The sequence below is a fragment of the Paenibacillus sp. LRG-1 genome, assembly GCF_057220305.1.
In genome coordinates, this window is sequence record NZ_CM170126.1 from 4221410 (window position 1) to 4247441 (window position 26032).

A 26032-nucleotide genomic window follows, 5' to 3' on the forward strand; every position below is an offset into this window, starting at 1 on the left:
CTTGTATTCATGAACCTCGCTAGAGGTTGTCTGCTGAAATGCCTCCCCGAAATCCATACCGCAGACCAAGGCTCCAGCGGAGCCGCTGCTTGAATATTATGTTATAGGAAGTGATCATCTCCCTGAAACTACTAGTTGTTATTTACTCTCTTTAACAGATAACGATATTTTTCTACAAATTCATTAATGGTGCTTATTAGTGGCTTCAAATCGTCATTAACAGTCAATAATAAATATTGACCAGTATTCCTTTCTCCATTTTTATGAACTATTAAATTCCTGATTTTTTGGAATCGCTTAATTTTTCTATACCAATTGTTCGCGTTTATATTGTTAGACTTGAAAATATCATTAACACTTGCCAATAAATTATTGAAGGTTTCCTCTTTGTTCAAAACCTTTTTTAGGTAATCTTCAAAAATTACAATGATATAAGTGAACAACGAGTAAATATGTACTCTTGTCTCAGCATAAGCATTTTCGCTGGATAACTTAATTAATTCAGTAGCTTTACTCAACTCATTTTGTAGATCCGTAACAAATAAAGGGGTGGAGTTCATTTCTATAGTTATCTCAATTTCTTTCTGACCTGAATAACCGTCATTACTCTGCTCTTCAGGCTTCATCTTGTTTAACGCTTCTGAAATCAAATCCTTAAATGGTAAAACATTATTAATGTTTTCAAAAGTGGTATCAAAAGCTTTATCTAAGTCTCCTTTAATACTGTCTTTGAATCTTCCCATATATCTCTCAACTGATTCTAAATTTCTGTTTAAATTTTCGGTATGAATTTCAAACGAGTTATTCATATACTCTCCTCAATAACTTGGAATTTTCTGAATATTTCCTATAACGTTCCTGTATTCACGACCCAGCGTATGCTGGGTGTCTGGCGAATGCCGGATCAAGGACGAATGTCCGCAGCGTGAATATTATGTTAGGCGATGGTCGAGAGTTCTTCGATTTACTCAAGTCTCTTTACAAACTCATCCGACAGTCCACGATAATCTCTACCTTTACCTGATGGAGAATGGCCACGTGTAATTATTTCGAATGCACTATAAACTTTGTTTTCACCGAAGTTGATTTGTTTGAAGTTCTCTCTAAGTGTGAAAATCAACGAACACTCTCGTCCACCTATATTATTATGAGTATATGTATCATCCGTAAATACGACAGAGATAAAATATTCAATATCTTCCTCAATCGATTCTTCTTCCTCAAATTTATATAAAAAATCATCCGTGATATCTACTGTATAATCATCGCTTGTAAAACCATACTTACTTTGAAGTTTTAGATCTTGCAAAAGACTATTAATTTTTTCTTCTATTTGAGAATGAAATTTTGAAGACTCAAATATTAGATATGATCCTACTTCGTTTATTGGAATAAATTCGCTAGGATCATGTAATGATATGTTACTTTTAATTACCTCAATCAGTTTTTTTCTTTCCTCTGCTTTACTTTTTCCTTCCGTACAATAGCAAAGTGGCCTCCTAAATTTTATATCAAAAGGGAGGTCGGAATAGTCTCCAAAATCTGTGTTAAAAATGCAAATGATCTTATCCCATCCTAATACTTTTGCTGCATATCCCAATTCGATTAAAACATTTGGATTTGGTGTTTTTCGTTTGTTGTAGTCAGAATTGATAATACTAACATCAGCAATAAATAATTTTGATTTCTCAATTTTAGTGAAAATTGAATCCACAATATGCGGGGTTCCTGGCTCATCCATAGTATCTTTATCTATTCTAAACTCAATGTCGAATTGTTCAGATAGATTTAATTCTTTGATTGCACTCTCGATACAAGTTCCCAAAAAACCCCGATTGGTATTATTAGGTAAATCCGACTGCCAAGAATAAAAAATATGATTTTTCATTTTGTATAAATCCTTTCACTTTTACTTGTTTAATTTGACCAGCCTTTCTCGACTTTTGCCTAACGTCTTATTTACGAACTTCTGAAAGAATGCTTTCTTCGTTATATTCACGAACTTCGTAAATCCTGCACTTTGTTCCTTATTCCCGCACTTTCTGCGTTTCAATCGTCCAGCCCGCTCATCCGATCCAACGGACTTTGAATCCGCCCAATGTCCCGTCTGCTCACATGTGTATACCGCTCCGTTGTTCGCACACTCTGATGCCCTAACAGTTCCTGAATATAGCGAAGATCAATCCCATTCTCCAGCAAGTGGGTCGCAAAGGAATGCCTTAGCGAATGGATACTCACCTGTTTGCGAATGCCCGCTTCAGCCAGCGCTTTTTCAAACACTTTCTGCGCTGAACGTTCCGTCAGGTGGCGGCCTTCTCTCTGCCCTGGAAATAGTCAGTCTTCTAGCTGTCCAACCCTTATGTACTGCTCGGCCACCGCAAAGGCCACTTTGGAGAGCTGCATTTGCCGAACCTTCCTGCTTCATCCCGATAGAGTAGGTTTATCTTCATCTCACTTGTCTCCTTAGTATATCAGCCGTTCAAAAATTTGGAAATCTAATTTTGCACAAAAAAAGGGCCTTAAGATGGGAATTTACCTTAAGGCCCTGATTCTTTCGGATCAAATTATTGATCCTTTAAGTTCAATTTTCATTATTATAATTACTTGGAATGAGACTCCGAAGACAAAAGAATAGTGTAATCGTTAATCTTTTGAATAAGGATATGCGGCTAAAAAGCGTAGTTCCTTGCCATTTTTTTCAGATAAACCGCTTGTATTACAATCATATATAAAGAACAACGAATTATATTTACCATCTACTTTACTTAAGTCATTTAATAGTGGAGATAAAAAAGAATCAACATAGGAAACATCTTTTATACCATCATCGGTCCCGTCAACCAGAAAGACTCCTTCAGCAAAATCTTCGTCAAAATTATCTATTTCATGGTCATTTAAAAAACCGCTAAAAACATCCTCATTCTCATCCTCCGGGTATTTGATCTCAACATATTCAAACAACTCATCTTCAGAGGCAAAGTGACCGTACCAGACGGACACCATATTTTTTTCAAAGCAATTCATATCTTCACCCTGCTAATATTTCAGTTTATACGTATAGTCTATCTGTATCCCGCACCAGCTGTTGAAGCTAAAAAGCCCGCGCTGATCGCGGGCTTTGCTGTATATTTAGTTAAAATCATGCCCAGTAGACTTGTTACTCAACCTTAAACTGCTTTAATTCGTCTTGAAGCTTATTGGACAATTGGTTTAATTGTTTGGATAGTTCAGCAACCTGTTCGAAGCTTTCCAATTGTTCCTGCGTGCTGGCGCTGACCTCTTCGGTTGAAGCGGAATTTTCCTCGGTGGTGGAAGAGATGATCTCTAGCGCCTGCAAAATCTCATCTTTGTGCTTGTGGACTTTGGAAGTGTTCGTGCTGATCTGGATCATTCGCAATTTCAAATCTTCCAAATCCTTGTTAATGCTAAAGAATACTTGCTTCGTGTCCTCCACCGATCTCGCATTTTCTTCTGCAATTTTCAGACCGTGAACCGTATGCTCAACTGATACGCTGGTTTTTTCTTCAATCACACGTACCTTCTTGTAGATTTCCTGTGTCGCCAGCGCCGTCTGCTCAGCCAGCTTGCGAACCTCCCCGGCAACCACAGCAAACCCTTTGCCCTGTTCTCCTGCACGTGCAGCTTCAATGGAAGCATTGAGCGCCAGCAGGTTGGTCTGCGTTGCAATTTGGTTGACCGTATCCACAATGCTCGAAATCTCATGACGGCTCAGATCAATCTCCTGAATAATAGACGACATCGCTTGTGTGGAATTGTGATTTTCTTCCGCCCATCTGGATAACTGATCTACTACCGCAAGCCCCTGTCCACTTTGCTCAGCAGAGATTTGCACCATTGTTTCGATGGCTTTGGCATCATTGGCAATTTCGTCAATTTGGCCGGATAATGCTCCGGTTTTTTGTAAAATGTTATCCGTTTCGATGGATTGGTAGTTCGTTGCATTGGCAATTTCATTAATTGCTGTCGCAGTATCGTTCATCGTGATCGCGGTTCTGGAAGAAATGGATTGCAAATCATGAGAAGACTGATTCAAGACTTGAGCTGAGCCACCCACCATTTGGAGCATGCCTTGAATTTTTTGAACCATATTGTAAATTCCTTGAGAAATTTGCCCGATTTCGTTGTTGGATTGCGTATCAAACTGAACGGTCAAATCTCCATTTTCAATCAGCTTGATTTTTGCAAGCAATTTCGGGATTGATCTCAACAGATAACGGAGCGTTATATAACAAATCACAACGAGCAGGATGGTGGCTGCCGCAAAACCGCCAATGGTAAGCCAGGTAAAGGTTTTTAATTCTGTGAGCACCTCTTCTTCAGAAATAGTTAAGCCTACAGACCACCCCGTATCTTTACTGGTTGCATACCCAATATAACGACGTTCCCCATTATCATTAATTAGCTGTACTCCGGACTCACCAGCAATCATTTTCTTTCCAATCTCCCCAAGATCACCTGTGCTTTCGTTAATCTTTTCTTTCAGCACTTTATTTTGATCGGGGTGATACAAAATATCTCCTGTTTTGGACGCAAGAATCGAATAACCTGTGCTTCCAAGCGAATAGCTTTGCATAACGGCAGGGATGTCTTTGAAAGCAATATCGACAGCAGCAAATCCGATTAATTGATTACTTCTATCTTTAATCGGATAGAAAATGCCCATCAGCACATTACCCGAATTGACGTCCTTATAGGGTTCTGAGTAGTATAAACCGTCTGCTTCAACGGCTGGCTTGAAGTATGGGCGTGTATGGATATCGAAATCCGGTTTAGAAGCAACACCATCATTCTGAAGAAAGAAGCCTTTACCAGATATTCCTGCAATCCAGGCGTCGGCAAAAGATGGCTCTGCCTTTACAATGGCTGCCAGAGTCGCTACTGTTTCCGCAGCATAAGGAGAAGTTTTCACCATTTCTGCCGATGGGGTGGTTTCTAAATATTGCTTAAAAAGATTATTCGTTGACATTTGTTTGACAAGTGATCCCTTTTCTTTAAACAACGCATCGAATTGAGTGACAACGGCCTGCGTCTTGGTCTGGAGCATGGCCTCTTGCTGCTTGACAAGTATGCTTTGCGTGCTTGCAAACATGAACGTCCCCAAGGTTGCAAAGACGACAACGATAATGACTAACAAGACCATGGCCAATGTGTTGGCGATGCTGGATGATCTGAATATGCTCTTCTTAATATTTTGTGACATGCTGCCATCTCCCCGAGGAATATTGAGCGAAAAGCTCTTAGATAATATGTCGGAAGTTTGCAGCTGTTTTAATAGGTTTTTAGTATATACAATTTAAAGTTTTGCTATCTGATTCCTCATAGATTCCCTCCCGACCTGTTCCGTAACTCCAGCAAAAGATTAGGGCAGCACAAAGAGCCTCCGTCAGACGTAGGCTCTTTACTAAAAGCTATATATGAGAACGCAGGGTTTTGCGGATTTAGAGCATTTCAGCGATCCGTAAACTCAACCCTCATCCTCCGTCGTTAACTCAACTGCATCGTTGTGATACACGTATCGTTTTTCTCATATGTAGAGAATTCAGTTTCAGCCGTTTTACCTTCATGATTCACGCTAATGCGGTATGTTTTATCCCTCGGTAGCCATAGATCAATAAAACCATTGGATTGTGATTTCATGGCGGCATTCTCCATGATGACATTCCCTTCGGAGTCGTGAACGGTCACATTGAACGCTCCATTTTTTATTTCGCCTTGGCAGCCAGTTAGACTATGAGTTGCACAAGGGTGGGTCTGTTCCACATATGGCGCAATCGAAACAAAAAACTCGTTGTCAGGCAAATCATAATTCATGGTCTGAGTATCGTCCCCTGTCACAATCAACTGACTGGAATTAATGGAAGCAGACTGGGCTGTTGCCTTGCCTGCACTGATATCATGCACCAATTTCTTGATATCTGTCGTCTCATGTTTTTCCGCCCCTTCTTTCTGAATATTTCCTGCAATTAGGTACGTCCCCAATGCGGCAACAACCAACCCTGAAGCGACTAAGATTCCTTTTTTCATCTGGAGTTCATCTCCTCGTCTGTTTTGTATTATTATAAGGGAGAATGCACCATAATGGACAAAATGGGGTACTGAAGTCACCAGATATTCACATATCTGTGCTGTGATTCAGTTATATTTGTATCACATTAGAGGATTACCGATGAGCGAAGGAGCATGAGCAGCTCTGCTGTCTCAACGTACAAAACAAACACCCCACCACTCCTATGGAGCCATGGGGCACAATTCTTTTTAACGATCCCGGTTCACGATATAATTCATTAAGTGCTTCAAAAAAGCAATATTACGTGGGATCTCTTCCAATGCTTCCATCGCGAGGCAATAGTGTTCCCACATCTCTTTACTGGCACCTTCAAGACCAAGGATGGACACGAAATTCGAATTGTTATTATCAGAATCTTGGCCAACAGGTTTTCCGAGTAAGAGCATATCTCCTTCCACATCAAGCAAATCATCTTTAATCTGAAAAGCAATCCCCATATGATAGGCAAATTTCTTCAAAGCAGCAATTTCCGACTCCTTGACCTGTGCAAGCATGGCTGGCATAACCAGACAAGCCTCAAACGCCACTCCTGTTTTGTAAAAGCACACCATATTCAGCTGCTCCAAGGTCAGTGCCTTTCCTTTGGAATCCAGATCCATCGCCTGCCCCATACACATATCTTCTGCTTTCTGGGCCGAGTATTGTATCAAAGCAAGCACCGTTTCAGCATTGAACTGGTCAAGTGACGATTGTTCCCCAATCGCCTTCTGGATCAGAAACAGACCGGTTAATTCTGCGGTAGCGCTATTGTGCACCTGATGCAAGGTCTGACGCCCTCTACGGGTAGACGCATTATCCTGGGAAGGAAGATCATCAAAGATCAGGGAGGCTGTATGCATATACTCCAGTGATCTCAGAAGCGGTACGATTGCCGATGCATCTAATCCATATTCGTTCACGCCCATGACCCAAGTCAATATAGGCCGTATCCGCTTCCCGTCCCCTTCGAGACTGTAATTTGCAGCCTCAATAAGCTGTTCTTTCATGGCCGGAATTCCTTGAGGCTTGGTAATTTTCAATTGGTTGTTAATCTGCTCACGGACCATTTTGACCGTATTCATAAAGTCTTCCTTTTCCCTCGAATCATTTTTCAGTTGAGTAATCATCTGGTCCCGAAGCAGCTTATCTAAGAAATCTACATCATCCGCTTTTTGTACCATCTTCTGAATGAGATTATTAAATTCCGGATTTCCGGATGCAAAGATCTCCATCGTTTCATTATATTTTTCAATACCTACACGTTCTTTATAACGTTTGAGCCCATTCATTGCCCGATCCAGTATCACCTCACGAGCCATGGCATTGGAGTCATATACGTTATGGATCAAATAGGAAATGACCGCCCAGTATAATTCAAAGGGGTTGATCAAATCCGATCTCTGATGATGATAATTTAAATAGTAGGTATAGGGTGTTACCGCACCGTCTCTCATATCGTCAACCATATCCGCAAAATCATCAGCAAGCTGGTTATAGATTCCATAAAAGAATGTTCGTTGCTCAAAACCCTCATCCGCAGGAGCACTAATCACGGGACGGACAATCAATCGGGACGAAGAAGATTTTAAGATAACGGGTATATAAAGCTCTTCATTGGTATAAGTAGCTCGCGTTAGGTCCTTAACACGGTCAATATCTTGAGCATGAAAAAAAACATAGGACTGCTCGAAAAAGGTTTGCTGTGTGTCTGGCCGCTGATGTGCCTTAATATACTCAAATGCATCCGAGAGCTCCGAATGTATGTATTGAATCAACTCCATATGATTTCCGGTCCAATCGCCCAACTCAGGCACAGATCCACTAAGAAGCGCGGCACGTATCATACGGGAATATTGTTCTTTCTCCTGAACGGTCAAAACCTGGGAATCGAGAAGATCATCAATGAAAGGATAGGTCAGACCATAGGAGTACCCAAGCCTGATGGCTTCATCAAGTCTGCGAGCACGTTCCATAGGTGACACTGTATCGTCCATTTCTTCCATCACATGCAGAATAACCCCGACAATGATCTTGATCAGTTTGCGCTGGGCTTGCTCGGCATCCATCTCCTTGGGAATATGAGAGGATACGGACCTAAGTTTGTTGATCACCCAAATTATCGCGGTTTCTATACCTTCCCTCTGGGCCCACCGATACACCCCGGCCAAATTCATAAATTCCGGTTGGTCTCCCCCGTTTGCACTGGTGGATTGGATCAAGTGTTTTTTTACGTCTGCAATGACACGCTGAATCCGGGTATGTGTGTCAGGAGAATCCAGAGCTTTGCCTAGGTCCCTCATATAAATATAGGAGACACTTCGGTCCAGATAATCATCCAATTTGCCTGTATAATTCAGCCATTGAATGTATCTATTATAGTCCCGAGTATCAGGTTTTCTCTTTCTCCGTGAAAAAAAGGATAACCATGAGGAATGATGAATATGATTTTTTTTCCATTTTTGAATGTCTTCTGTCAGGGTAGTCACATAAGATTTGTCTAAGACCTGATCATACAGTAATGCAAAATACTGAATCGCCTTCCGCTCAGCCAGCTGATATCCTGTATTGGCTTGTAATTTTTCATTCATATAATGCATTACCTCAACTTCTCATTTTGTTAAACATGGTTGCATTTCTCCCTGAGGGAACGAACTTGGATCATGTTTTTATCTTTATACGGAAAAAAAACTGTAAGGTTACGAAATTATCATGCTGCTTATCGATACCCCCTCTTTGGCAATATCCATGAATTTAAACCAAAAATATAGGCTCAAAATTACTTTCAATCAACAAAAAAACCCACGTCTGCCGTGGTTTTTTATGCTAACTCTTCAACAGCCACCTGATATAGCAGAGAACCTTCACGGAGCAGCAGGCGGTTTTTTCTGAAATCCTGTTCGTGCGGCTGAAGAAACTCTTGATCGTCATTTAAAAAACGGATGTTTTGCCCTTTGCTCAAACTACCTGGCTTCACATTCTTTTTCAGGACATATTGTCCACTCTTTCCATACCCGCCATCGAATAAAAAGTGATATCCATCTGTAGCCACCCCGGAGCAGCCGGAAATCCTCGGATTCATAAACGTAATATTCGTGTGGTCACTACCGGAAATACGTCCTAATGAAAAGTCTGAATAGTAATAAAACCAGATTTCCTGTTCGCTGACTACGTTTAATGCATAGCAATCATCAATAGCTGCTGCTTGGTTCTCATATATTTTATCTCCCTTTTCATTCCAGGCAACAAGGCCGGAGGACCCAACAGGCTCAACCCAACCATAATTGCCAAATATACCTTCGTCAAAATAACTGGTCCAGATCGTACCTTCTTCTGTTACCTGAACACTCTGGATGCCGTCTCCAAGCAACATCTCATTGACGGTATGACCTTCATAATCAAGGATTTTACCATTTAGATCGTATTGACCAGGCCCATAATAATGGCACCGTGCTCCGACGAGTAACAAATGATTTTTTAGAGGCTGTACATAATGATAGTTGAACTGCTGCCCCTCCACACACACTTCTTCGATGTGATCGTCTAGGATGAGTACCTTGTAAGTATGTCTGTCTTTAAGAGAGGCAGGCGTGAACATCCCCCGCACTCGTTCTGGGACTTTATCAATCAGCAAAATATACACGCGCCCATCAGGGCCAAATTGGGTCGAAACGATCTCAAATCCTTTTATATCATTGGAAATATCAGCAAATGAATGAAGCCGTTTAAATAGATGTGACAAGGTAATTCCTCCTCTGAAGGGTCAATAAAGTGAAGTGTTATTTGTATTGAACTCATTTTGTCATAACGGCATGTTGCTGAGTAGGGCGGAAGTATGGCGATATAGCAAACAAAAAAACAAGCTGGGCTCTGCTTCATAAGAAAAGCAGCCCAGCTTGATCTTTATAGATGTTCCCCTTGGAGCGTTTGGTCCTTCTCAACCTTCTGCCATAAAGCCTCAGTCAGTTCATCTATCGTCTCCTTCATCGCCAGCTTCTCGCGCCAACGACTCGGAATACCGCTTATTCCGTAATAAGCTCCTGCAATTTGCCCGTACACCGCCCCAGTCGTATCAGCATCATCCCCCAGATTCACTGCCAACAGTGCTCCCTCTTCAAATGAAGTCGAATGGTGGAATGCCCACAACGCAGCCTCAAGGGAACGAATGACATACCCGGTTCCTTGTATTTCAGGCGGCTCTTTATGCCGGTAAGATCCCCGAATTATTTCTTCAATGGCTGCCGAATAAGCGGGCTCGTCCTGCCGCCACTTATAACAGACGTCCGCCGATAACATGGATTCTTTGTCCGCTCCTCGCAGACCTGCCACAAGGATTGAAGCAAGCACAGCACAGGACTCCACACTTTCGACTGCTCCATGGGTGGTTCGTGAGCTCATCTCAGCGTACATCACCGCCTCTTCCGGACGGTTCGCATAGGCCATAGCTACAGGTGCAAGCCTCATAATAGAGCCATTGCCGGCAGTCATGGGGTCAACGGACCCACTGTACGGATCTCCGGTAGCTTCGAAGCGATGCAGTGCTGCTCTCGTTGCACCACCGATATCAAAGCACGTTCCCGTGCTGCTCATATATCCCAAGTGGTACCAATTGGTGTATCGGCGCATTTGATCTGCCGGATCAAAGCCATCTTTTCGCACCATACTCTCGGCCAAGCAGAGCGCCATCGACGTATCGTCCGTCCACTGGCCCGGCTTTAACCCAAAGACACCGCCGCCCACGATATCCGTTACAGGTTCAAATGTACCTGGACTGCTGAATTCCACAGTGGTTCCCAAAGCATCGCCCACGGCCAGCCCAACCAGGCATCCCAAAAAACGATCCTTGATAAGTGCCATTTTGGTTTTACGCCCCTTTTCAAATGTAATAACTAACGCATATTTTCCCATCTCGCCAGGAAGGAAGCCCGACACTGCCATTTATTCGTAGCTTAAGGCTTTACAGCGGCTATCCGGTTTCAATTCAATGAAAATTCCTGCCTCTTGATGGTAAACGAGTGGAAACCGCTCCGTATCTACATATTCCCGCACACCGCTTGAAAGCCGCCATACCTGAAGCGAGACTCCTTTTCCCCATAAGAATAATCGGTCACCACAAATGGCCATATCCGCTTGGGGAAAAGGAAAAGTCCCGTCTTCAACAGGCTCACAATTTAGAGATGGAATCGCTGGAAGCACACGTCGGTACCCGGGCTGGGTCATATCGAATAGGACAACAGCCGGTTCAACTCCTTCCTCTCCCCAATCTTCCTCCTCCAGTAAATCAGCATCCATCTGTCCCCAAACCGCCAATGTATCGGGTCCTGTCCAGCACACTGGCCCATCCCAATCTATGGTTTGCCAAAGATCGCGAACCGACGGACCCTTCTCCGATTCCCATGGATTCAGCAGCCAATCCGATAACGACCAAGTTCGGACCACTCCAATCGGAGCCCACACCCATCCCGTATCCGCAATCCACTTTCCCCCTGGTGAAATCAGCAGCCTCCCATGAAAATAATCTAGATAGTGCTCATTTTTGCTTTCGCTGTTATAAACAGGAGTAGGTCTTGCTGTCAAAAGCATGCCTGTTTCTACATCCGTCAGATCAAGCCGGTTCCATTCCGTCCCATGAACAAGAATGCATGCACCATCTTGGTGTACAAATGCCAGGGGAAACATACTTTTATCGTAGTGATATTCGTCCCGTGATAGTTGCATTTTTTCTTGAGCATGGACTAAATCATACACTGCCGCATGCCGTCCAAAACGATTGGAGATAGCTACGTAGCTGCCGTCAGAACTGGTAACCATTTGGACAGGTTGCATGGGATTAAAATCAGGAATACAAATACGTGTGCACAATTCTGCGCTGCCAGAGCGAAGTTCTAGTCTCCACAGTTCTGCTTGTGTGTTTAGTGCCAGCAGGGTTATGCTTTCCTGAGAGTCGCCCTGTAGTGGATGAATGGCTGTAAGGCGTCCGATAGACGGTGGTAAATCAGGTAAAGAAACGTGATGGAATGGCATGATTAATCCCCTTTTACTCTAGATAAATAATAATCTATACCCACATTTGTGAAGCTGGATTTATCAACAAAAAATCTGATATCAAGCAATGCAGTCAATACTTTCATAAAAACTCCCGGTTTTTTCTTGCAAAACAACTTAAGATATGTAATTTCACTAGGATCTCTTTTGAGAACAAAATAGGAGTAATTCATCAAGATCAAATGGGAGATGAACTGCTCTGTTGGAGATTGATGCTCATTGATACAGTCTATCAGCACCTCTAATACCCTATTTTTATTAGATTTGTAGGCTTGCATAAACATCGTTGCTTCTACAAATGGTTTGTTGAAATCATCGAATGGAAAATCATATACATCATGACTACCCAGCATAAAGTTGACCCATTGGCCTTGTAAAAATTTTATTTTTTCCAGCGTTGCTTGTGTATCCATATCCATCTTACTTTTGTTAATATGCTCATGCAAAATGTTAATAAGAATGTGCAGATCATAATGTTGTGCGTCTTCCATTCTGTACATGATCCTATTATTTTCAATCGTTAGACGATCATAAATGTCGTCACCTAAACCCAGTTCAAATAAGAGATGGTGAAGGAAAAATAGTCTGTCCTGAGTAAGCGAGAATTCATTCCCTCTCTCTCTTAGATGTGAAACTTGATATTGATAATAAAAACAAAATAAGTTTTTTCTCCTATAAACAACATCTTTATGTATATCAAAAACATTAAAAATGAACGAAAGCAATCGAACCAGGCGTTCAGCATCCAGTTCGCTTCGAATGACATCATCCATTTTTGTAAATAGCGACCTGTCAAACAGATCATGCCATCGCACTAGAGAAACATAATCCTGTTCGTTTATATTCAGGGTTAATATTCTTAAATTTTGCTCTTGATCGGGATAAGAATAAAATAGATATTCATGACTTAAATCAGAAATTCGCTCATTAAAATAAGCTCTTAATTTGTAATCGTATATTTTAGAAAATGACATACTTATCCTCCTTACAAGTAAGCCTGAGCATATTAAACTAAGCACAAAACATTTTCGAACTCCTATATTGTAAAATTAATCTGGATAGACTGGCAAGGCGGCACAATTACAGAAACATATGTTCTCCAAATCTATATTATGATATCTTTAGGCTAGAAATGAAACGTTATTGTCGGAGGTCATAGCCTACAATTAGAAAGGAATGAACACCTATGAAACAGTTAAGCGAAGCTTTGGCCCGTTTTGTACAACAGCAAAACTTATATAATGATGCCTACGGGCTGTTCCAAAACCACGACATCCAGCCCCGGATGGAGAACCTAACAGATTGCTGGGACAGACGGATTCCCGTATCCCCTGAGCTTGAGTACCTGTATAGCCATTATGAAATGATCGATGCTAAGGCAGCGGGAACACACAAATTAAAAAATGCAGCAGTTGAAATCGGGGATGCCGCGGTTCTCTTTTTTGCCGCACCAGAACATCTATATCGCCAACAACTAGGCTATCGCTGGATTACATCTGGTGAGTTTGTCCAAGAATCTCCTTCGTGGCCGCCCCATCATGTCGTGATTGCAACTTTTAATGACGATCCAGTCATTGTCGATACTAGCGCACTCGGTTCCCCTGTATATGCTGCTTTTGAAGGTGGGGCAGCGCACCAGATTGCCGACTCTTTAGCTAACTTCTTTACGGCTCTTTCCATCCTGATCGAAGGTGCCTGTACCTTTAAGGGAGAATTGAAAGATGAGGAGACCTACGAAACCAAAGCAGAATATATCGAGCACGTAAAACCATTGCTGCATCCGCTGTTGAGCGAAAATCAAACCACGTATTTAATGGAATACCTATCCCTTTGTTAGAAATCCTTTTTTTGAAGAGAGGTGAAGCTTATATGATCTATATCGCATTACTGCGGGGCATCAATGTTGGCGGCAACAACAAGATCGAGATGAAGAAGCTCAAGCAAACGTTTGAAAATGCAGGTATGGGGCATGTGACGACTTACATTAATTCTGGAAACATTATTTTTTCCAGTCAAGGTGATTCCAACGAGGAACTATCGCTCAAACTGGAACAGGCGATTCTGGAGGATTTTAGCTTACCCATCCGTGTCATCGTCCGTAATATGAAAGAGATTCAGAGCATTATGGAGGCACTGCCGAATGAATGGTCTAATGATACACAGATGAAAAGTGATGTAATGTTTCTGTGGGATGAAATTAACGATATTTCCGTTCTGGACAAGCTTCCTTTGAAACCGGGAATAGGCCATGTAATATATACGACCGGGGCCGTTCTGTACTCTGTCAGCAAAGAACAAGTCACAAAAAGCGGGTTAACGAAATTAGTCGGAACCAAGCTGTATCAGCAAATGACGGTGCGGAATGTGAACACAACTCGTCAGATTTATAAGCTGATGCAAATGGCTGAACAGGAAGAGTTGCAGGATACGAGTTCTTGACTGTAATCCAAAAGCAACGTTGGAAGGGTAAACTTAAAAAGGAGCCTTTTTAGGGCTCCCCAACTGTTTTTCTTCGATGTAAAGTTTTCCCTAGTCTTTATATATTGTCTCGTTAAATTTTAAAGCCTTCGACCAGTTCATTCAGTCGGGCAGCGCTTCCCTTCACCTGATCAGACTGGTGTGCCACTTCAAGAGATTTCTCCGTCGATGAAACCATATTCTCTGCAATGTGCTGAGTGGATATAGCGGACTGTTCGCTGGCTGTTGCAATCTCATGAATCGCTCTCACCATCGTTTGGATGGTTGCATTCACCTGCTTAGAGGTGGCGTTCAAATCATTGACCGTGTTCGTATGCTCCACGGCATCATTGTAATATTGTCCTGCTGTATCCTCAAGCAGCTGATAATCCTTGCCTACCTGGGCTTGCAGGAAGTGCAGTAATTCTTCGGCATTAGTAGTTAAATTCTCTACCGATTGCACAACTTCTTGAGTAACACTCTGAATTTGGTCTACCGCGTGTTTGGAGCCGTCTGCCAACTTGCGAATCTCGTTAGCCACAACCGCAAACCCTCGACCTGACTCACCCGCACGAGCCGCTTCAATGGATGCATTTAGAGCCAGCAAATTGGTTTGTGCCGTAATTTCTAAGATGGACTGAGAAAGTAAACGAATTTGGTCTACGGCCTTGGCTCGTTCTAGCGCTTCCTTCATCTTTTCATTGGCCTTCCGGTAAATTTCCTTGGCCGCTTTATTGGATTCACTTGCCGCATGCTTCAATGTTTCGGCTTTTACACTTGTATCATGGGCAGACTGAGCTCTTTCTTGAGTTTTGACCGAAATGTACTCTGCTGCCTGCTGCATTTCTTCCGCCGAATGGTTCATATTTTCGGTGTATGCCGAAGTCTCTTCCATAGCTGCTGACAGCTGTTCGACCGTGGCAGATACATCTCTAATCCGCTCATTGAGATCTGTCATATTATGATTCGTCTGATCACTCAGTTGGTTAATTTGGCGTGACTCTTTGATAACCCCCGTAATGACCATTGAGGTTGAATCTGTCATTTGTTGAATGGCACGCGCAATCACAGCGATCTCATTATTTCCTTTAAGCAAGGCAGGATCAAGTGCTGCCGTTAAATTTCCTTGGGTAATCTCCTCACAGTATTTCGTAATAGTACTCATCCGAAAACGGATATTTCGAATGGCCGCAAAGGAGATGGTGATAAGAATAGCCAGCACGAGGGCCAGAACTGTGATCAAAACAATTGTACGCATTTTAATCTCATTTTGCGTATTTTGATATAAGTTGGCGGATTGCTCATTGTTATAATCTGAAATCGTAGTCAGCATCGTAACAATTGCCGTACTGGATTTATTAATTCGGCCTCTTTCTTCCGTGTCATACGTTCCACTATTTTTTTTGACTGCCATGATTTGCTCAATATCCTGATAATATGTGTCTATACTCCCCCGTAGTTCCTCGTACATTTTCTGTTCCTTAGCATCCAAATTCCTTTGTGAGAATTCATTTAGTCCGGTTGTAACGCTATCTTTTCCTTTCTGCACCTGCTTATACTGTTTATCTGTGTACTCCTTATTGTCGAGTATTTTTGTATAATTAGCCCGCATATTATAGAAATCACTTTTGACTTCAAGAATATTCGTTTGGTGTTGAAAGCGATTCACATACAAAATACCTTGACCCTCTTTAGCTTGATACATACCAATAACCCCTACCAACGATACAATGAGTAAACCCACTAAGCTGATTACAATCATGGAGATCATCGTTGTCGTAACCTTTAAATCTCTAAAACCCTTCCCTTTTTTAGTCCTGTCTGATAGCTTGTTACTCATCCAAACCCCTCCAGATCGTCTATGGACAATAGTTCACGCTGCTCTCAACTTTCACGAGTTTCCGCTCGGTCTCCTTGACATTGCCCTCCAAACAACACAATGAAGCAGATCACAGAACGTGATGATATCTATATTTATATATATCGGTAGAAAGCGCTTAAATTTATAAGTAAGATAACAGTGATGCAAAAATAAAGAATATTCTGATAGCCAAATTCATTTGCAGACTTGCTATGTAACTCAAAATTTTAGATACTCATGGGCTTAAAGAATTTGCTAAACTAGAAGAGGAGTCCTTACACGAAGTGGGGCACATATAAACAACGAACGCTAAATAATGGGAGAGAAAGTATTGTGACAAACATACAAAATAAAAAACAAGTATATATAATCCACGGATACACAGCTTCGCCAGCCGATCATTGGTTCCCTTGGTTACAAGACAAATTACAGGAAGATGGGGTATCGGTAGATATACTGGAGATGCCCAACTCGCAATCCCCCAAACTTAATGAGTGGATCGAGCATCTATTACAAAATATTAAAGTTCTACATAAAGACACCTATTTTATTGGTCATAGCTTGGGATGTGTATCCATATTAAGATACCTACAGCAAGTAAGTATCCCAGAACCACTTGGTGGTCTCGTTTTCGTTTCCGGTTTTACTGATCCAGTGCCGAGTCTACCGTCATTAGATGAATTTACAAATGGCCATTTGGATTATCAGCAAATCATGGATTCGCTAAAAGCGCGTTCAGTTATCGCTTCAAAGGATGACACAATTGTGCCCTTTGCACTCAGTAAGAAACTAGCTGAAGACATCCAAGCCGATTTCCATGAAGTAGACCATGGAGGACACTTTTTAAGAAGTGACGGTTTTACCACCTTACCGATGTTATATCAAGTGTTAATTGAAATGATGAATGCAAATGAGTAGTGTTACAAGCTCTAGCTCAAGTTCTGTGTGGAGCATGTGATGTGTGACGACTCTTGTTAACATTCCATGCCACCCGCAAGATGGATAAGGCGAGAAAAGTGTCCAACTTGCGGGTTATAAAACACAGCTGGATGAATCATGGGGAATAAAGCTTATGATTATCTAATAACAACCGAATTTACAGCTCCTCTTCCACACTGCAACAGCAGTTTTAACTTATATTATTTCGAGGTGTTTTATGGAGTGGCTGGAAACGATCAAATTATGGAACCAAATACCGGTTAAAGTGCTGGACATTCGTCATTTTAAGATGAAGCCTGGAGAAAAACTGAGTGCCTATTCCCTGCCTTCAAACGGATTTCTATTTGCCAATCAAGGAGAAGCCAGATTAATACTGGATGAAGTCGAAACCTCATCAGCCAAGTTTCAGGTTCTTCACGGCGGAAAAGGAGCCAATCTTAACATCTGGTGCTTAAACCACCCGTTTGAATATTACCTCATTTTATACAAACCCGTTCAAAAGCAAGCGGATCAACCTTCACATAAACTAGAAGATCCTATGGCTCTATTTAGACAACAATATGCGTTTCAGGCCCTCTATCCGCTCCCCCTGATATCGCTTGTGGAGCAGATGAATAATCAGTGGGCAAAGAGAAATGAGTTGGATAAGCTACAAGTGAATGGATTGTTCTATCAGTTCGTACATGAACAGTTTCGTCAATTACAGATGAAAGAGGTCAAAATATCCGAGCCGGATTTAGCTACACAAATAGCCCAATATATTCAAGAGCATTTCCAAAAACCAATAGCTATGGAGGCAATGGCTAAACATTTTCATTACAGTACCCACTACCTCGTAAAGGTGTTTAAGCGGAAATATGGATGCAGCCCCATCGAATATGTCGTTCAAACCCGCATCAACAGGGCCAAATCCTTATTGGCTGAAACAGATGCTTCTATTCGTGATGTTGCCGAACACGTTGGATATAACAATTTTTATTATTTTAGTCGACTCTTCAAAAAACAAACTGGCGAAACACCAACACAATTTAAAATGCACAGCTTTGTTCTAAAAGGTTCAACGAATACAAATTTTACACTCAAATCATTCATTGCTCCCCGATCAGGACAACGTTATATTGATAACAATGATAATCATTATCAACATGATGCTTGGAGAGTGGATGATATGAATGTTAGCTTTAAGCCTGCTTTTGCCGTTACCCTTTTGTTTAGCCTAACCCTGCTACTGGCAGCTTGCGGCGGCACGAGTGATGTTGCGAAATCAATTGAAACAAGACTGTATACGGATGCACTTGGTCGGCAGATAGAAATTCCTGTTCAACCCAAAAAGGCTGTTGTTATTACATACGGCGGTTATTTGCTTCCATTAGGCTTAAAACCGATAGGTGCTAATCAAGAAATACTCGATCTTTATCCTGATAAGATGGCTGATGTCCACAGTATAGGGAAAGGAACAGGAAATGTCGAAGCCATCTCCGCTTTAGGCCCGGATTTGATTATACTGCCAGACTTTCACGACAAAGCAACCTTTGAGCAATATCAAAAAGTTGCCCCAACTATTTCAGTAGCATGGGGTGGTGATCCAGACGTGATCGATACATTGCGGACCTTTGGTGATATTATGAATCGGAAAAAAGAAGCAGAATCCTGGATTGCTAAGTTCGAGAATAAATTGCAGGATATTCGGGAGCAAACTCACATCCCTATTAAAGCAGATACTACCGCGATATCTTTCATTATTCACAAAGGAGAGGTACTGCTTGGAGGTGAGGGCGGTACACTTGGAAAATTGATTTATCAAGATTTTGGGTTCCAGATGCCTGAGCAATTCAAACCCTATGCCGATGGTGGTACGGCTCTTTCCATGGAGGCTCTAGTTCATCGTCCAGCTGATTATTTCATTACTCAAATGACAGATCAAGAGTTGGCACAAATGAAAGAGCTGTTCAGCGAACCTGTATATCAGACAATTCCTGCTGTCAAACGTAATCATATTATTAATGTGTCTCGTGATAAATGGAACTATGGTCCCTATCTGGTGGATGAGGCCGTCGATTCGTTGATCGAACAAATAGCTCAAATTCAGTCATAGGGATATACGCATACGGCACAATAGCGAGAAGTCCAATTCTATAGACTTCTCACTATTGGCTATATATTGGGCAGAATCATGCAGGTATCAATACAATGCCCATTTTTCCGTACACAGCTCTATAAATGAATGGGCAACCTGTTCACATTCGTCATATCCCAGACTACCAGAATGAGCAAAAAGAACGGGATACTCATTGTTTCTTTTTTCCTCTCTCATATCAAACATATAGTGGTTTCCGCACCCATCCATCGCAAACGACACAGCACCCGGCATATATTCCGGCAACTCGTAGGCGAGGTTCATTTCTCTCAAATCTTCGGTATTGAAAAACTGAAAATAACGTTCTCCATTTTGAAACTCCCCACCATTAGAATATTTCAAAAACTCCATATAGCTGTCAGGAAATTGTCCTTGGGGCAGATGCCAGCCCACAGGATCTAAAGGTTTATATTGATCATAGAAAGGAGACGACTTTGGAAAAGGGTTCACTTGTCTTTGCTTGATTTCGTGAATCTCTTGCTCGGATAGCTTTATGTTCCATGTTTTCAAAAAATTCGCGATTTGTTCATCAGTTGCTTCCTGACTTATTACAAACGGTTGTTCAAATTGAATACTCCACATATGTGCCAACCTCCATGCCTTGATGCCTCTAAGAGTTGTTGTTTCTACCACAAAAGCTATTCCTTATCCAATGCCACCTGCCATGCATTTGTAATGTCTATAGGCGACTTGCTGCTGGTCTCCCCTCCACCTTCTTGGGTCCATAGCGGCGGATAATATGCAAATACCTCTCCCGGCTGAAGTTGCTCCATATCCTTCTGCCAACCGTTCCAGCGGAATGTCTGGTAGAACAAGCCCAAATCTCCCTCAGCCAACCAGCTCAAGAAACCGGAATAGGCCAGCTCAGTGGATTCCCATTCCAATGCATCTGGTGCAAAATAGTAGATGTGACCGCTACGTCCGAATTTCCCTATATCCAATCCAAAAAATCCACCTGCTGCATCATAGGCCACCATTAGCATCCCCTCAAGCGCAGGAACACTTTCCGGTTCTTGAAGCCCGTTCCATGAGGTCAAGCTACCGAAAATTCCAGAGCCACCCGCACCCAGCAAGGTGATCCAACCGTAATCAAACACGATTCCTCCTGTCTCATAGGCAACTGTTCCCAAATACGATTTCGTACTCACCTGCAAACGGTACAGCGTGTCCCCTGGAGCGGATTCCGATTCGGCCGATACAATTTGATGTGAATTCCGGCCTTCTTTCAGAATATTTCTGACCTCTTCCCATGCATGGTTATCCTTATCTACCAGTTCATCAACCGTTAAAGTATGCATGTTCATTCCCCTTCCCGCATATCCCAAAATTCACTTTCAACCTGCGAACTGATTTTTTAAAACCTGCGTTTGATCTAAAATCACCCACTGATTCACTTCGTCGTATCCTTTTACAATGGCCGTGACCTCATGCTTCGGATACATCCACTCGGATGGTGTCTTTTCCTCATATGTACGAGTGTCTGACAATCCGACCGCATGATGCTGGAAAATATGAATAAGCGTACCTTGTGGAAAAAACACTTCAATATAACCCTTTACCTTAGTTCCAACGGGCAGTGCATTTTTGATTTGATGCCATTCCTGGTTCAAGGTGTGAAGATAATTGGACCATACTTCTTCAAACTCTTTTTTTGTAATTTTCGTATAATAGGGCTCCGTGTCATCAATCGCTTTCTCAGCTAATAAGAAATGATACTGCTCGTGCTTGCGATTAGAGGCGATATACGTGCCGTCATCCTGGATAACAATTTGTCGATAAGCTATTCCATCCGAATCTATTTCAAAATACCAGGTTCCCATGCCTGGTTCCGGGCAATCCTTAAGATATTTCATGGGCCCCTCCTATTAAAAAATTCAATTCGTTTGTATCACTTTTTCCCGCCATAGGTTCTTGCCAAATATGCGAGATATTCCGAACGCGTCAGTCCTCCCGTTTGACGGTTGAACTCATCATACGAAATGTCTTCCGGGAATCCGAATTCGGCCAGTGCTTTTCGACGTTCATCCTGATGTAACGGATTATCCAGCGTTTTGTGCCACTCCCGCTCTTCCCAGGAGCCAAAACAGTCGGCAACGATACCTGAATAAGCACCGTTATTTGAAAATTTTCGCGAGGACTTGAACACGGTCTCCCCTTCCGGTTTGGAAACCGTGCCCGTTCCCCAGGACAGACTATATGTTTTTTCTTTTCTACTATCCGTACTACAGCCATAGCCGATGGGGAACACAATATCCTCTTCCACTAACAGCTTATGCCCTACTCGCTCATAGGCACCCCGCATAAAGGAATCATCCATAACAATCCAGGTCGTTTCGGATAATGGGGCGGATGTGATAGATTCCAAAGCTGTTGAACGGTCACGACTCGTAAACAAATATGGACGTACGAATAAAGGCATGGTCATGACACTGTTCCAAATGCTCTCCTCTGCAAACAACTGATCCTTTTGCATTTGGCGCAAATCTCCAACGACCAGCACATATCCATCTGTGAAAAGGTCTATTTCCACGCGGAAGATGTCTCCTGGGACCGTTTTATAACGCTGGTTTTTCATATGCTTCAACCGGTGCAACCTGCGATCGTAATCCTTGGGCACAAGTGACGGATATTGCTGAAGCCAATCGATGATCTCTTCTTTACTATGTAAATGCTCACATCCCGTAATAGGGAGTTTCACACCCGTTTTGCTATTCACAGCAGTAACATAACTAAGAGGACGATCCCTTCGAATGCCTGCTGAAAAGGTCACGCCTTCTGCCTTGATGCTCGAAACACTTGTGTAATTCAGCTTTTTCTCTTTGCCACGAGCCGTTTTAGGCAAAACAAATGCCCGGTCACGCGTAAAAATCTCTACATCGGTTTCTCCATAAGTATCCTCAGTGGAAGAAATTCGCTTGCGAATAACGTCTCCATCCACACAAATAAAGTATCCTTCTTTAATTTCTACCACATCCCAATGCTCTTCCAGCGCCTCCAGCCCGAAGTACGGCCGTAATGCGTTCGTTAGCCAACTATTCATCTGTTCCTCCAGTTTCGAGTACATTTCAATGCACCCAGGCTCAATTTTCCCAAAGATTATAACATAACGCGGCATTTAGCTCGTTTATTCATACACTGTTCCAGCTTGGACCAACTCTTCCTGAATCCAGCTACTGCTGGTGGAAAGCTGGCGCAAGTCGGCAGAGATCTGTTTGACCTGCTCTTGCAATACGTGTGACTGATCCGTTCCTTCCAGAAAGCGACTCAAAAAATGAAGAAATACGTCTACCTTCCTAAGCAGCATCAATATAGGCACAGCATCAATCTCGGTGTGGCTTAAATGAACCTGGCGGCTGAAGCCCCGGCAAAAATCCCGAACTGCTGTCGTCTCCTCTGGTTGTCCCAAAAATCCTGATAAGATGACCGCCGGCTCCATGACCCGAACGTCTAGCGTACAAAATTCGAAATCAAGCAGTGCGGTTACTAGACTATGATCAGAATCCTTTACTAACAAATTGGAAGCGTTCAAGTCTCCATGTACAAGCTGATGCGGCAACTCTTCCAATGCATGAAGCGAATCTGTAATCTCTTCATAAGCTTCCCCTATTAATCGCAGTTCTTCATGCAAATCCTTTAGAGGCTCAGGCGGATGTAAACAAAAGCCCTGAACCGTTTCCCGGTTACACAACGGATAGGATTGCTGCAAAGCATAATACGGTCGATAGACTGGAGTCATATCAAGATTAACTGTCGCAAGCACAGCCGATAATTCCCCCGTAGTCTCGCCCAAAGTATAGGCAAAGCTTGAATCCTGCTCCAGGGGTGATATGCCTTCTATGTATTCGAACAGACACACATATTTACCGCTTTCCGTCTCCAGTTGAGCAAGCGTCTCTCCCGTGACCGTCGGAATAGGCGTGGGTGTCCTGAACGATAGTGAATGCTTACTCAGCTCCTGCAAAACTGCATGCTCAAATTCAATTTTGTCCCGATCCTTGTGTGTATCGTAGACGCGCAGCACTCCGTTTCGCCCACCACTCTTAACAAAATACGTCGTATTATTCCAACCCCCGGTTTGTTTCTGCAGCGTTCCGTTCCACTCTGGCCAGTGACGTCTTAGTATTGCCTCCAAGGATGTACCCTCCCTTATAAACACCAGCTTATGAATTTGCAGATATTATAACAAATATAGACGCCCATTAGAATTGGACGTCCTTGTATATCCTTCATTTCCTCAACTGTTTGTTTCGGATATTTTGCGGGGTGGCACCATATGCTGTTTTAAACTTTTTATAGAAAAAACTCATGCTGTTATATCCCACCTGTTTAAATATCATTTCGAACGGCAGATTGGTATTCACTACCAAAGAATAGGCTGCATTGAGTTTAATGTTGGCAATAAGCTGAGTGTAAGTAAGACCGGTTACTTTTTTTAACTTATTACTTAAATACGTGCTATTGTAATTAAAATGGTTAGATAATTGCTGTAGGCTTAAATGCTGATAGTGCTCTTCCATGTAATTCAGAATAGAGGTAATATTATTTTCCTGCTGGTTTAAGTGAATATTATGCTCGCTTTCCAATACACGGACCAATTCTCCAAATACAATTTGCAAATAAGCCTTCACCAATTCCATCGAATCCTCTTGCCTGGAATAATATTCGATTAAGATTCTACGCAATATATATTGAAGGTTCTCATTATGCTGCGACTCAAAAATAATAAAGTGATTATGGTGCTGATGCTGGAGGACAGAGTTGGCTAGAAATTCGCCAATCAGGCTTTTTTTCTTAGATAGCCGCTGCAGAAATAGGGATGAAATCGTTTCTCTTTGCAGCAAGATATTAATCAGTATATCGTCTTCTCCCAAAGGAGCGATGCTGTGAGGCACATCCTTATCCAGGACACATACTTGGCCTTCACAAAGCTGAATTTCTTTGCCTGCTATGATTTGATTGCACTTACCTGAGTAAACATAGTTTAATTCGATAAATTCATGCATGTGCTCCAGCATCGGAGCAAATCTATTGTGCTTGCTAATATAAATATCATGTTCTCCAAAGAAAAATAAAGCGGGCATACGGTATATATTCTGATTTATATCAAAAAAACGCTCATTCTCCGATTCTTTGGAGAGATCATTAATCACCTGATTGTTTTGCTGTTGTAAAAGTTCAATTTCCGTTTTGTTTCTCAGCAACTGATCCAACTCATGAAGGTTCATAAACACTGACTCCTCCTTCACTATATGATGGAAAACGGGCGGTTCTCCGCCCGTTGAAAAAATTACTATATCGGATACATCCCATTAACTGTGGACTGCCGCTTGAGTTTTGCTTCCCTTTCCTCTAATAGCGATTCCCAGACAAAGGAGTGCCGCAATCGTAAATACAATCGCAGAAACAAGGAAGGAAAATGAAGCCGTTTCATTTCCAGACAACACGCCAACTAACTTGATCACATAAGGCGAAGCAAACGCTCCCAAATTGGACCCTACCATCGCAATGGAAATGGATAAAGTCTCACTGCCTTTAGGTACGATTTTAGTTAGTATGGTAAAAATATAAGGAATAAACAGCGCAAAACTAAAGCCAATGATCAGCATGGCAACGGTAACCATGGTAACATTCTGAGCAAACCATAGTAGTACAAAACCAGTTGCTGTTAATAGACTGGAGATAAAGGGAGCGTAATTTCTAAACCATTTATAGATTCTACCAAACAGGAAGCCCGCAATCATGGTGGACAAGGAAAACAGCGTTAACGCAGTTCCTAAAAAACCAGCATTGGGCATGCTCTTTTCAGCAATCATAATGCCTGTTTTGGTATATACAATCATGATAAAAGTCATAAACAGAAAAAGTGCAGCCCCTAATCCAAGTACAGGTATGGATATTCCCCCGCTCTTGTGACCCTTTTCTGTCGAGTTCTCTACTGTAGGCTCCCCGCGCTCTGGTTCGGGAATGATCAGAAAGAATAATAGCGCAATAGGAATGGTGATTCCATAGCATAAAAAAGCGAACTGCCAGTCAATTAGGGCGAGCTGCCCTGCCACAAAGGTAGCCAAACTGCTTCCGAGTCCTTGAACGGCGCTTTGAAAGCCTACTAATTGAGCACGTTCATCCCCTTCAAAAAAATCACTAATTAAACTGACGGCCAGTGAATTGAACATCCCGAGACCTGCACCTAGTACCAAACGCAGCGCAAGAATCCATGTAATATTCGTCGTGAACATGGGAAGTATTCCGCCGATGACTACGAGCAAAAGCCCTAGCAGGACTGTATTTTTTTTACCCAATCGAGAAGAAATCGGGCCACTCAATAGCACAAACAGCATCATCGAGAAGGATGGAATCGTGACTACGCTTTCAATCAGCGAACTGGAGACGCCTGATAATTGGTTCAGCATCATTGGTATGACAGCCGAAATGGCACTCGCTGACGTCAGGACTAAGGAAATGGATAGCAACGCCGTTTTAAACAAAACTTTGTTCTTTATATTCATTAAGCTCTCACCTCTAGTCTATG

At 42.2% G+C, this 26032-nt stretch carries 23 protein-coding genes; 4 read left to right on the forward strand and 19 right to left on the reverse strand.

Annotation, left to right across the window (positions count from 1 at the left end; translation table 11 throughout):
• Window positions 1-131: 131 nt before the first annotated feature.
• The 11 genes from ACUUJN_RS18615 to ACUUJN_RS18665 form a co-directional block, all read right to left on the reverse strand.
• A complete protein-coding gene (locus tag ACUUJN_RS18615) occupies window positions 132-809 on the reverse strand; it encodes a hypothetical protein (RefSeq protein WP_348623210.1) in 678 nt (225 codons plus the stop codon).
• Window positions 810-964: 155 nt separating this feature from the next.
• Window positions 965-1888, reverse strand: coding sequence for a hypothetical protein (locus ACUUJN_RS18620; protein ID WP_348623211.1), 924 nt, complete (start codon window positions 1886-1888; stop codon window positions 965-967).
• Window positions 1889-2049: 161 nt separating this feature from the next.
• Window positions 2050-2280 carry a tyrosine-type recombinase/integrase gene (locus ACUUJN_RS18625; protein WP_348623212.1) on the reverse strand — a complete coding sequence of 77 codons (231 nt, stop codon included), beginning with the start codon at window positions 2278-2280 and terminating at the stop codon, window positions 2050-2052.
• Window positions 2281-2643: 363 nt separating this feature from the next.
• Window positions 2644-3024, reverse strand: a complete 381-nt coding sequence (locus tag ACUUJN_RS18630) for an immunity 22 family protein (protein ID WP_484668796.1) — start codon at window positions 3022-3024, stop codon at window positions 2644-2646.
• Between the two features lie 133 nt (window positions 3025-3157).
• Complete coding sequence (locus tag ACUUJN_RS18635) at window positions 3158-5221, reverse strand: methyl-accepting chemotaxis protein (RefSeq protein ID WP_103049508.1); 2064 nt, start codon at window positions 5219-5221, stop codon at window positions 3158-3160.
• 284 nt (window positions 5222-5505) lie between these two features.
• Window positions 5506-6045, reverse strand: a complete 540-nt coding sequence (locus ACUUJN_RS18640; protein WP_484668797.1) for a CueP family metal-binding protein — start codon at window positions 6043-6045, stop codon at window positions 5506-5508.
• 231 nt (window positions 6046-6276) lie between these two features.
• A complete protein-coding gene (locus ACUUJN_RS18645; protein WP_484668798.1) occupies window positions 6277-8664 on the reverse strand; it encodes a polyprenyl synthetase family protein in 2388 nt (795 codons plus the stop codon).
• A gap of 221 nt (window positions 8665-8885) precedes the next feature.
• The gene (locus ACUUJN_RS18650) at window positions 8886-9806 is read right to left on the reverse strand and encodes a hypothetical protein (RefSeq protein WP_034095069.1); all 921 of its coding nucleotides are present in this window, start codon (window positions 9804-9806) and stop codon (window positions 8886-8888) included.
• A 161-nt stretch (window positions 9807-9967) separates the two neighbouring features.
• Window positions 9968-10921, reverse strand: coding sequence for an ADP-ribosylglycohydrolase family protein (locus ACUUJN_RS18655; protein ID WP_075155074.1), 954 nt, complete (start codon window positions 10919-10921; stop codon window positions 9968-9970).
• Window positions 10922-11002: 81 nt separating this feature from the next.
• Window positions 11003-12088 carry a hypothetical protein gene (locus tag ACUUJN_RS18660; protein ID WP_484668799.1) on the reverse strand — a complete coding sequence of 362 codons (1086 nt, stop codon included), beginning with the start codon at window positions 12086-12088 and terminating at the stop codon, window positions 11003-11005.
• 2 nt (window positions 12089-12090) lie between these two features.
• On the reverse strand, window positions 12091-13083 hold the full coding sequence (locus tag ACUUJN_RS18665; protein WP_484668800.1) for a hypothetical protein: 993 nt from the start codon (window positions 13081-13083) through the stop codon (window positions 12091-12093).
• 212 nt (window positions 13084-13295) lie between these two features.
• Here ACUUJN_RS18665 and ACUUJN_RS18670 point away from each other — a divergent pair, with 212 nt between their 5' ends.
• Both ACUUJN_RS18670 and ACUUJN_RS18675 read left to right on the forward strand, forming a co-directional pair.
• Window positions 13296-13946: a hypothetical protein gene (locus ACUUJN_RS18670; RefSeq protein WP_484668801.1), complete on the forward strand. Its 651-nt coding sequence runs from the start codon at window positions 13296-13298 to the stop codon at window positions 13944-13946.
• A gap of 32 nt (window positions 13947-13978) precedes the next feature.
• Entirely contained in the window at window positions 13979-14548 is a 570-nt protein-coding gene (locus ACUUJN_RS18675; protein WP_484668802.1) for a DUF1697 domain-containing protein, read from the forward strand.
• Window positions 14549-14660: 112 nt separating this feature from the next.
• Here the strand turns inward: ACUUJN_RS18675 and ACUUJN_RS18680 are convergent, their stop codons facing one another.
• Window positions 14661-16406, reverse strand: a complete 1746-nt coding sequence (locus ACUUJN_RS18680; RefSeq protein ID WP_484668803.1) for a methyl-accepting chemotaxis protein — start codon at window positions 16404-16406, stop codon at window positions 14661-14663.
• Between the two features lie 354 nt (window positions 16407-16760).
• Here ACUUJN_RS18680 and ACUUJN_RS18685 point away from each other — a divergent pair, with 354 nt between their 5' ends.
• Together ACUUJN_RS18685 and ACUUJN_RS18690 are read left to right on the forward strand one after the other, a co-directional pair.
• On the forward strand, window positions 16761-17345 hold the full coding sequence (locus tag ACUUJN_RS18685) for an RBBP9/YdeN family alpha/beta hydrolase (protein WP_484668804.1): 585 nt from the start codon (window positions 16761-16763) through the stop codon (window positions 17343-17345).
• 238 nt (window positions 17346-17583) lie between these two features.
• On the forward strand, window positions 17584-19461 hold the full coding sequence (locus tag ACUUJN_RS18690) for a helix-turn-helix domain-containing protein (protein ID WP_484668805.1): 1878 nt from the start codon (window positions 17584-17586) through the stop codon (window positions 19459-19461).
• 87 nt (window positions 19462-19548) lie between these two features.
• Here the strand turns inward: ACUUJN_RS18690 and ACUUJN_RS18695 are convergent, their stop codons facing one another.
• From ACUUJN_RS18695 to ACUUJN_RS18725, 7 genes are all read right to left on the reverse strand, one after another.
• Window positions 19549-20085, reverse strand: a complete 537-nt coding sequence (locus tag ACUUJN_RS18695; RefSeq protein ID WP_023989666.1) for an SMI1/KNR4 family protein — start codon at window positions 20083-20085, stop codon at window positions 19549-19551.
• A gap of 56 nt (window positions 20086-20141) precedes the next feature.
• Window positions 20142-20801 (reverse strand): DUF2625 domain-containing protein, encoded by a 660-nt coding sequence (locus ACUUJN_RS18700; RefSeq protein ID WP_484668806.1) that lies wholly within the window; start codon window positions 20799-20801, stop codon window positions 20142-20144.
• A 36-nt stretch (window positions 20802-20837) separates the two neighbouring features.
• Window positions 20838-21356 (reverse strand): hypothetical protein, encoded by a 519-nt coding sequence (locus tag ACUUJN_RS18705; RefSeq protein WP_068942182.1) that lies wholly within the window; start codon window positions 21354-21356, stop codon window positions 20838-20840.
• A gap of 35 nt (window positions 21357-21391) precedes the next feature.
• A complete protein-coding gene (locus ACUUJN_RS18710) occupies window positions 21392-22543 on the reverse strand; it encodes an immunity 26/phosphotriesterase HocA family protein (protein ID WP_053325867.1) in 1152 nt (383 codons plus the stop codon).
• 84 nt (window positions 22544-22627) lie between these two features.
• Window positions 22628-23635, reverse strand: coding sequence for a phosphotransferase enzyme family protein (locus ACUUJN_RS18715; protein WP_053325868.1), 1008 nt, complete (start codon window positions 23633-23635; stop codon window positions 22628-22630).
• A gap of 94 nt (window positions 23636-23729) precedes the next feature.
• On the reverse strand, window positions 23730-24728 hold the full coding sequence (locus ACUUJN_RS18720; RefSeq protein ID WP_034095071.1) for an AraC family transcriptional regulator: 999 nt from the start codon (window positions 24726-24728) through the stop codon (window positions 23730-23732).
• Window positions 24729-24812: 84 nt separating this feature from the next.
• On the reverse strand, window positions 24813-26009 hold the full coding sequence (locus tag ACUUJN_RS18725) for an MFS transporter (RefSeq protein ID WP_023989672.1): 1197 nt from the start codon (window positions 26007-26009) through the stop codon (window positions 24813-24815).
• Window positions 26010-26032 lie beyond the last annotated feature (23 nt).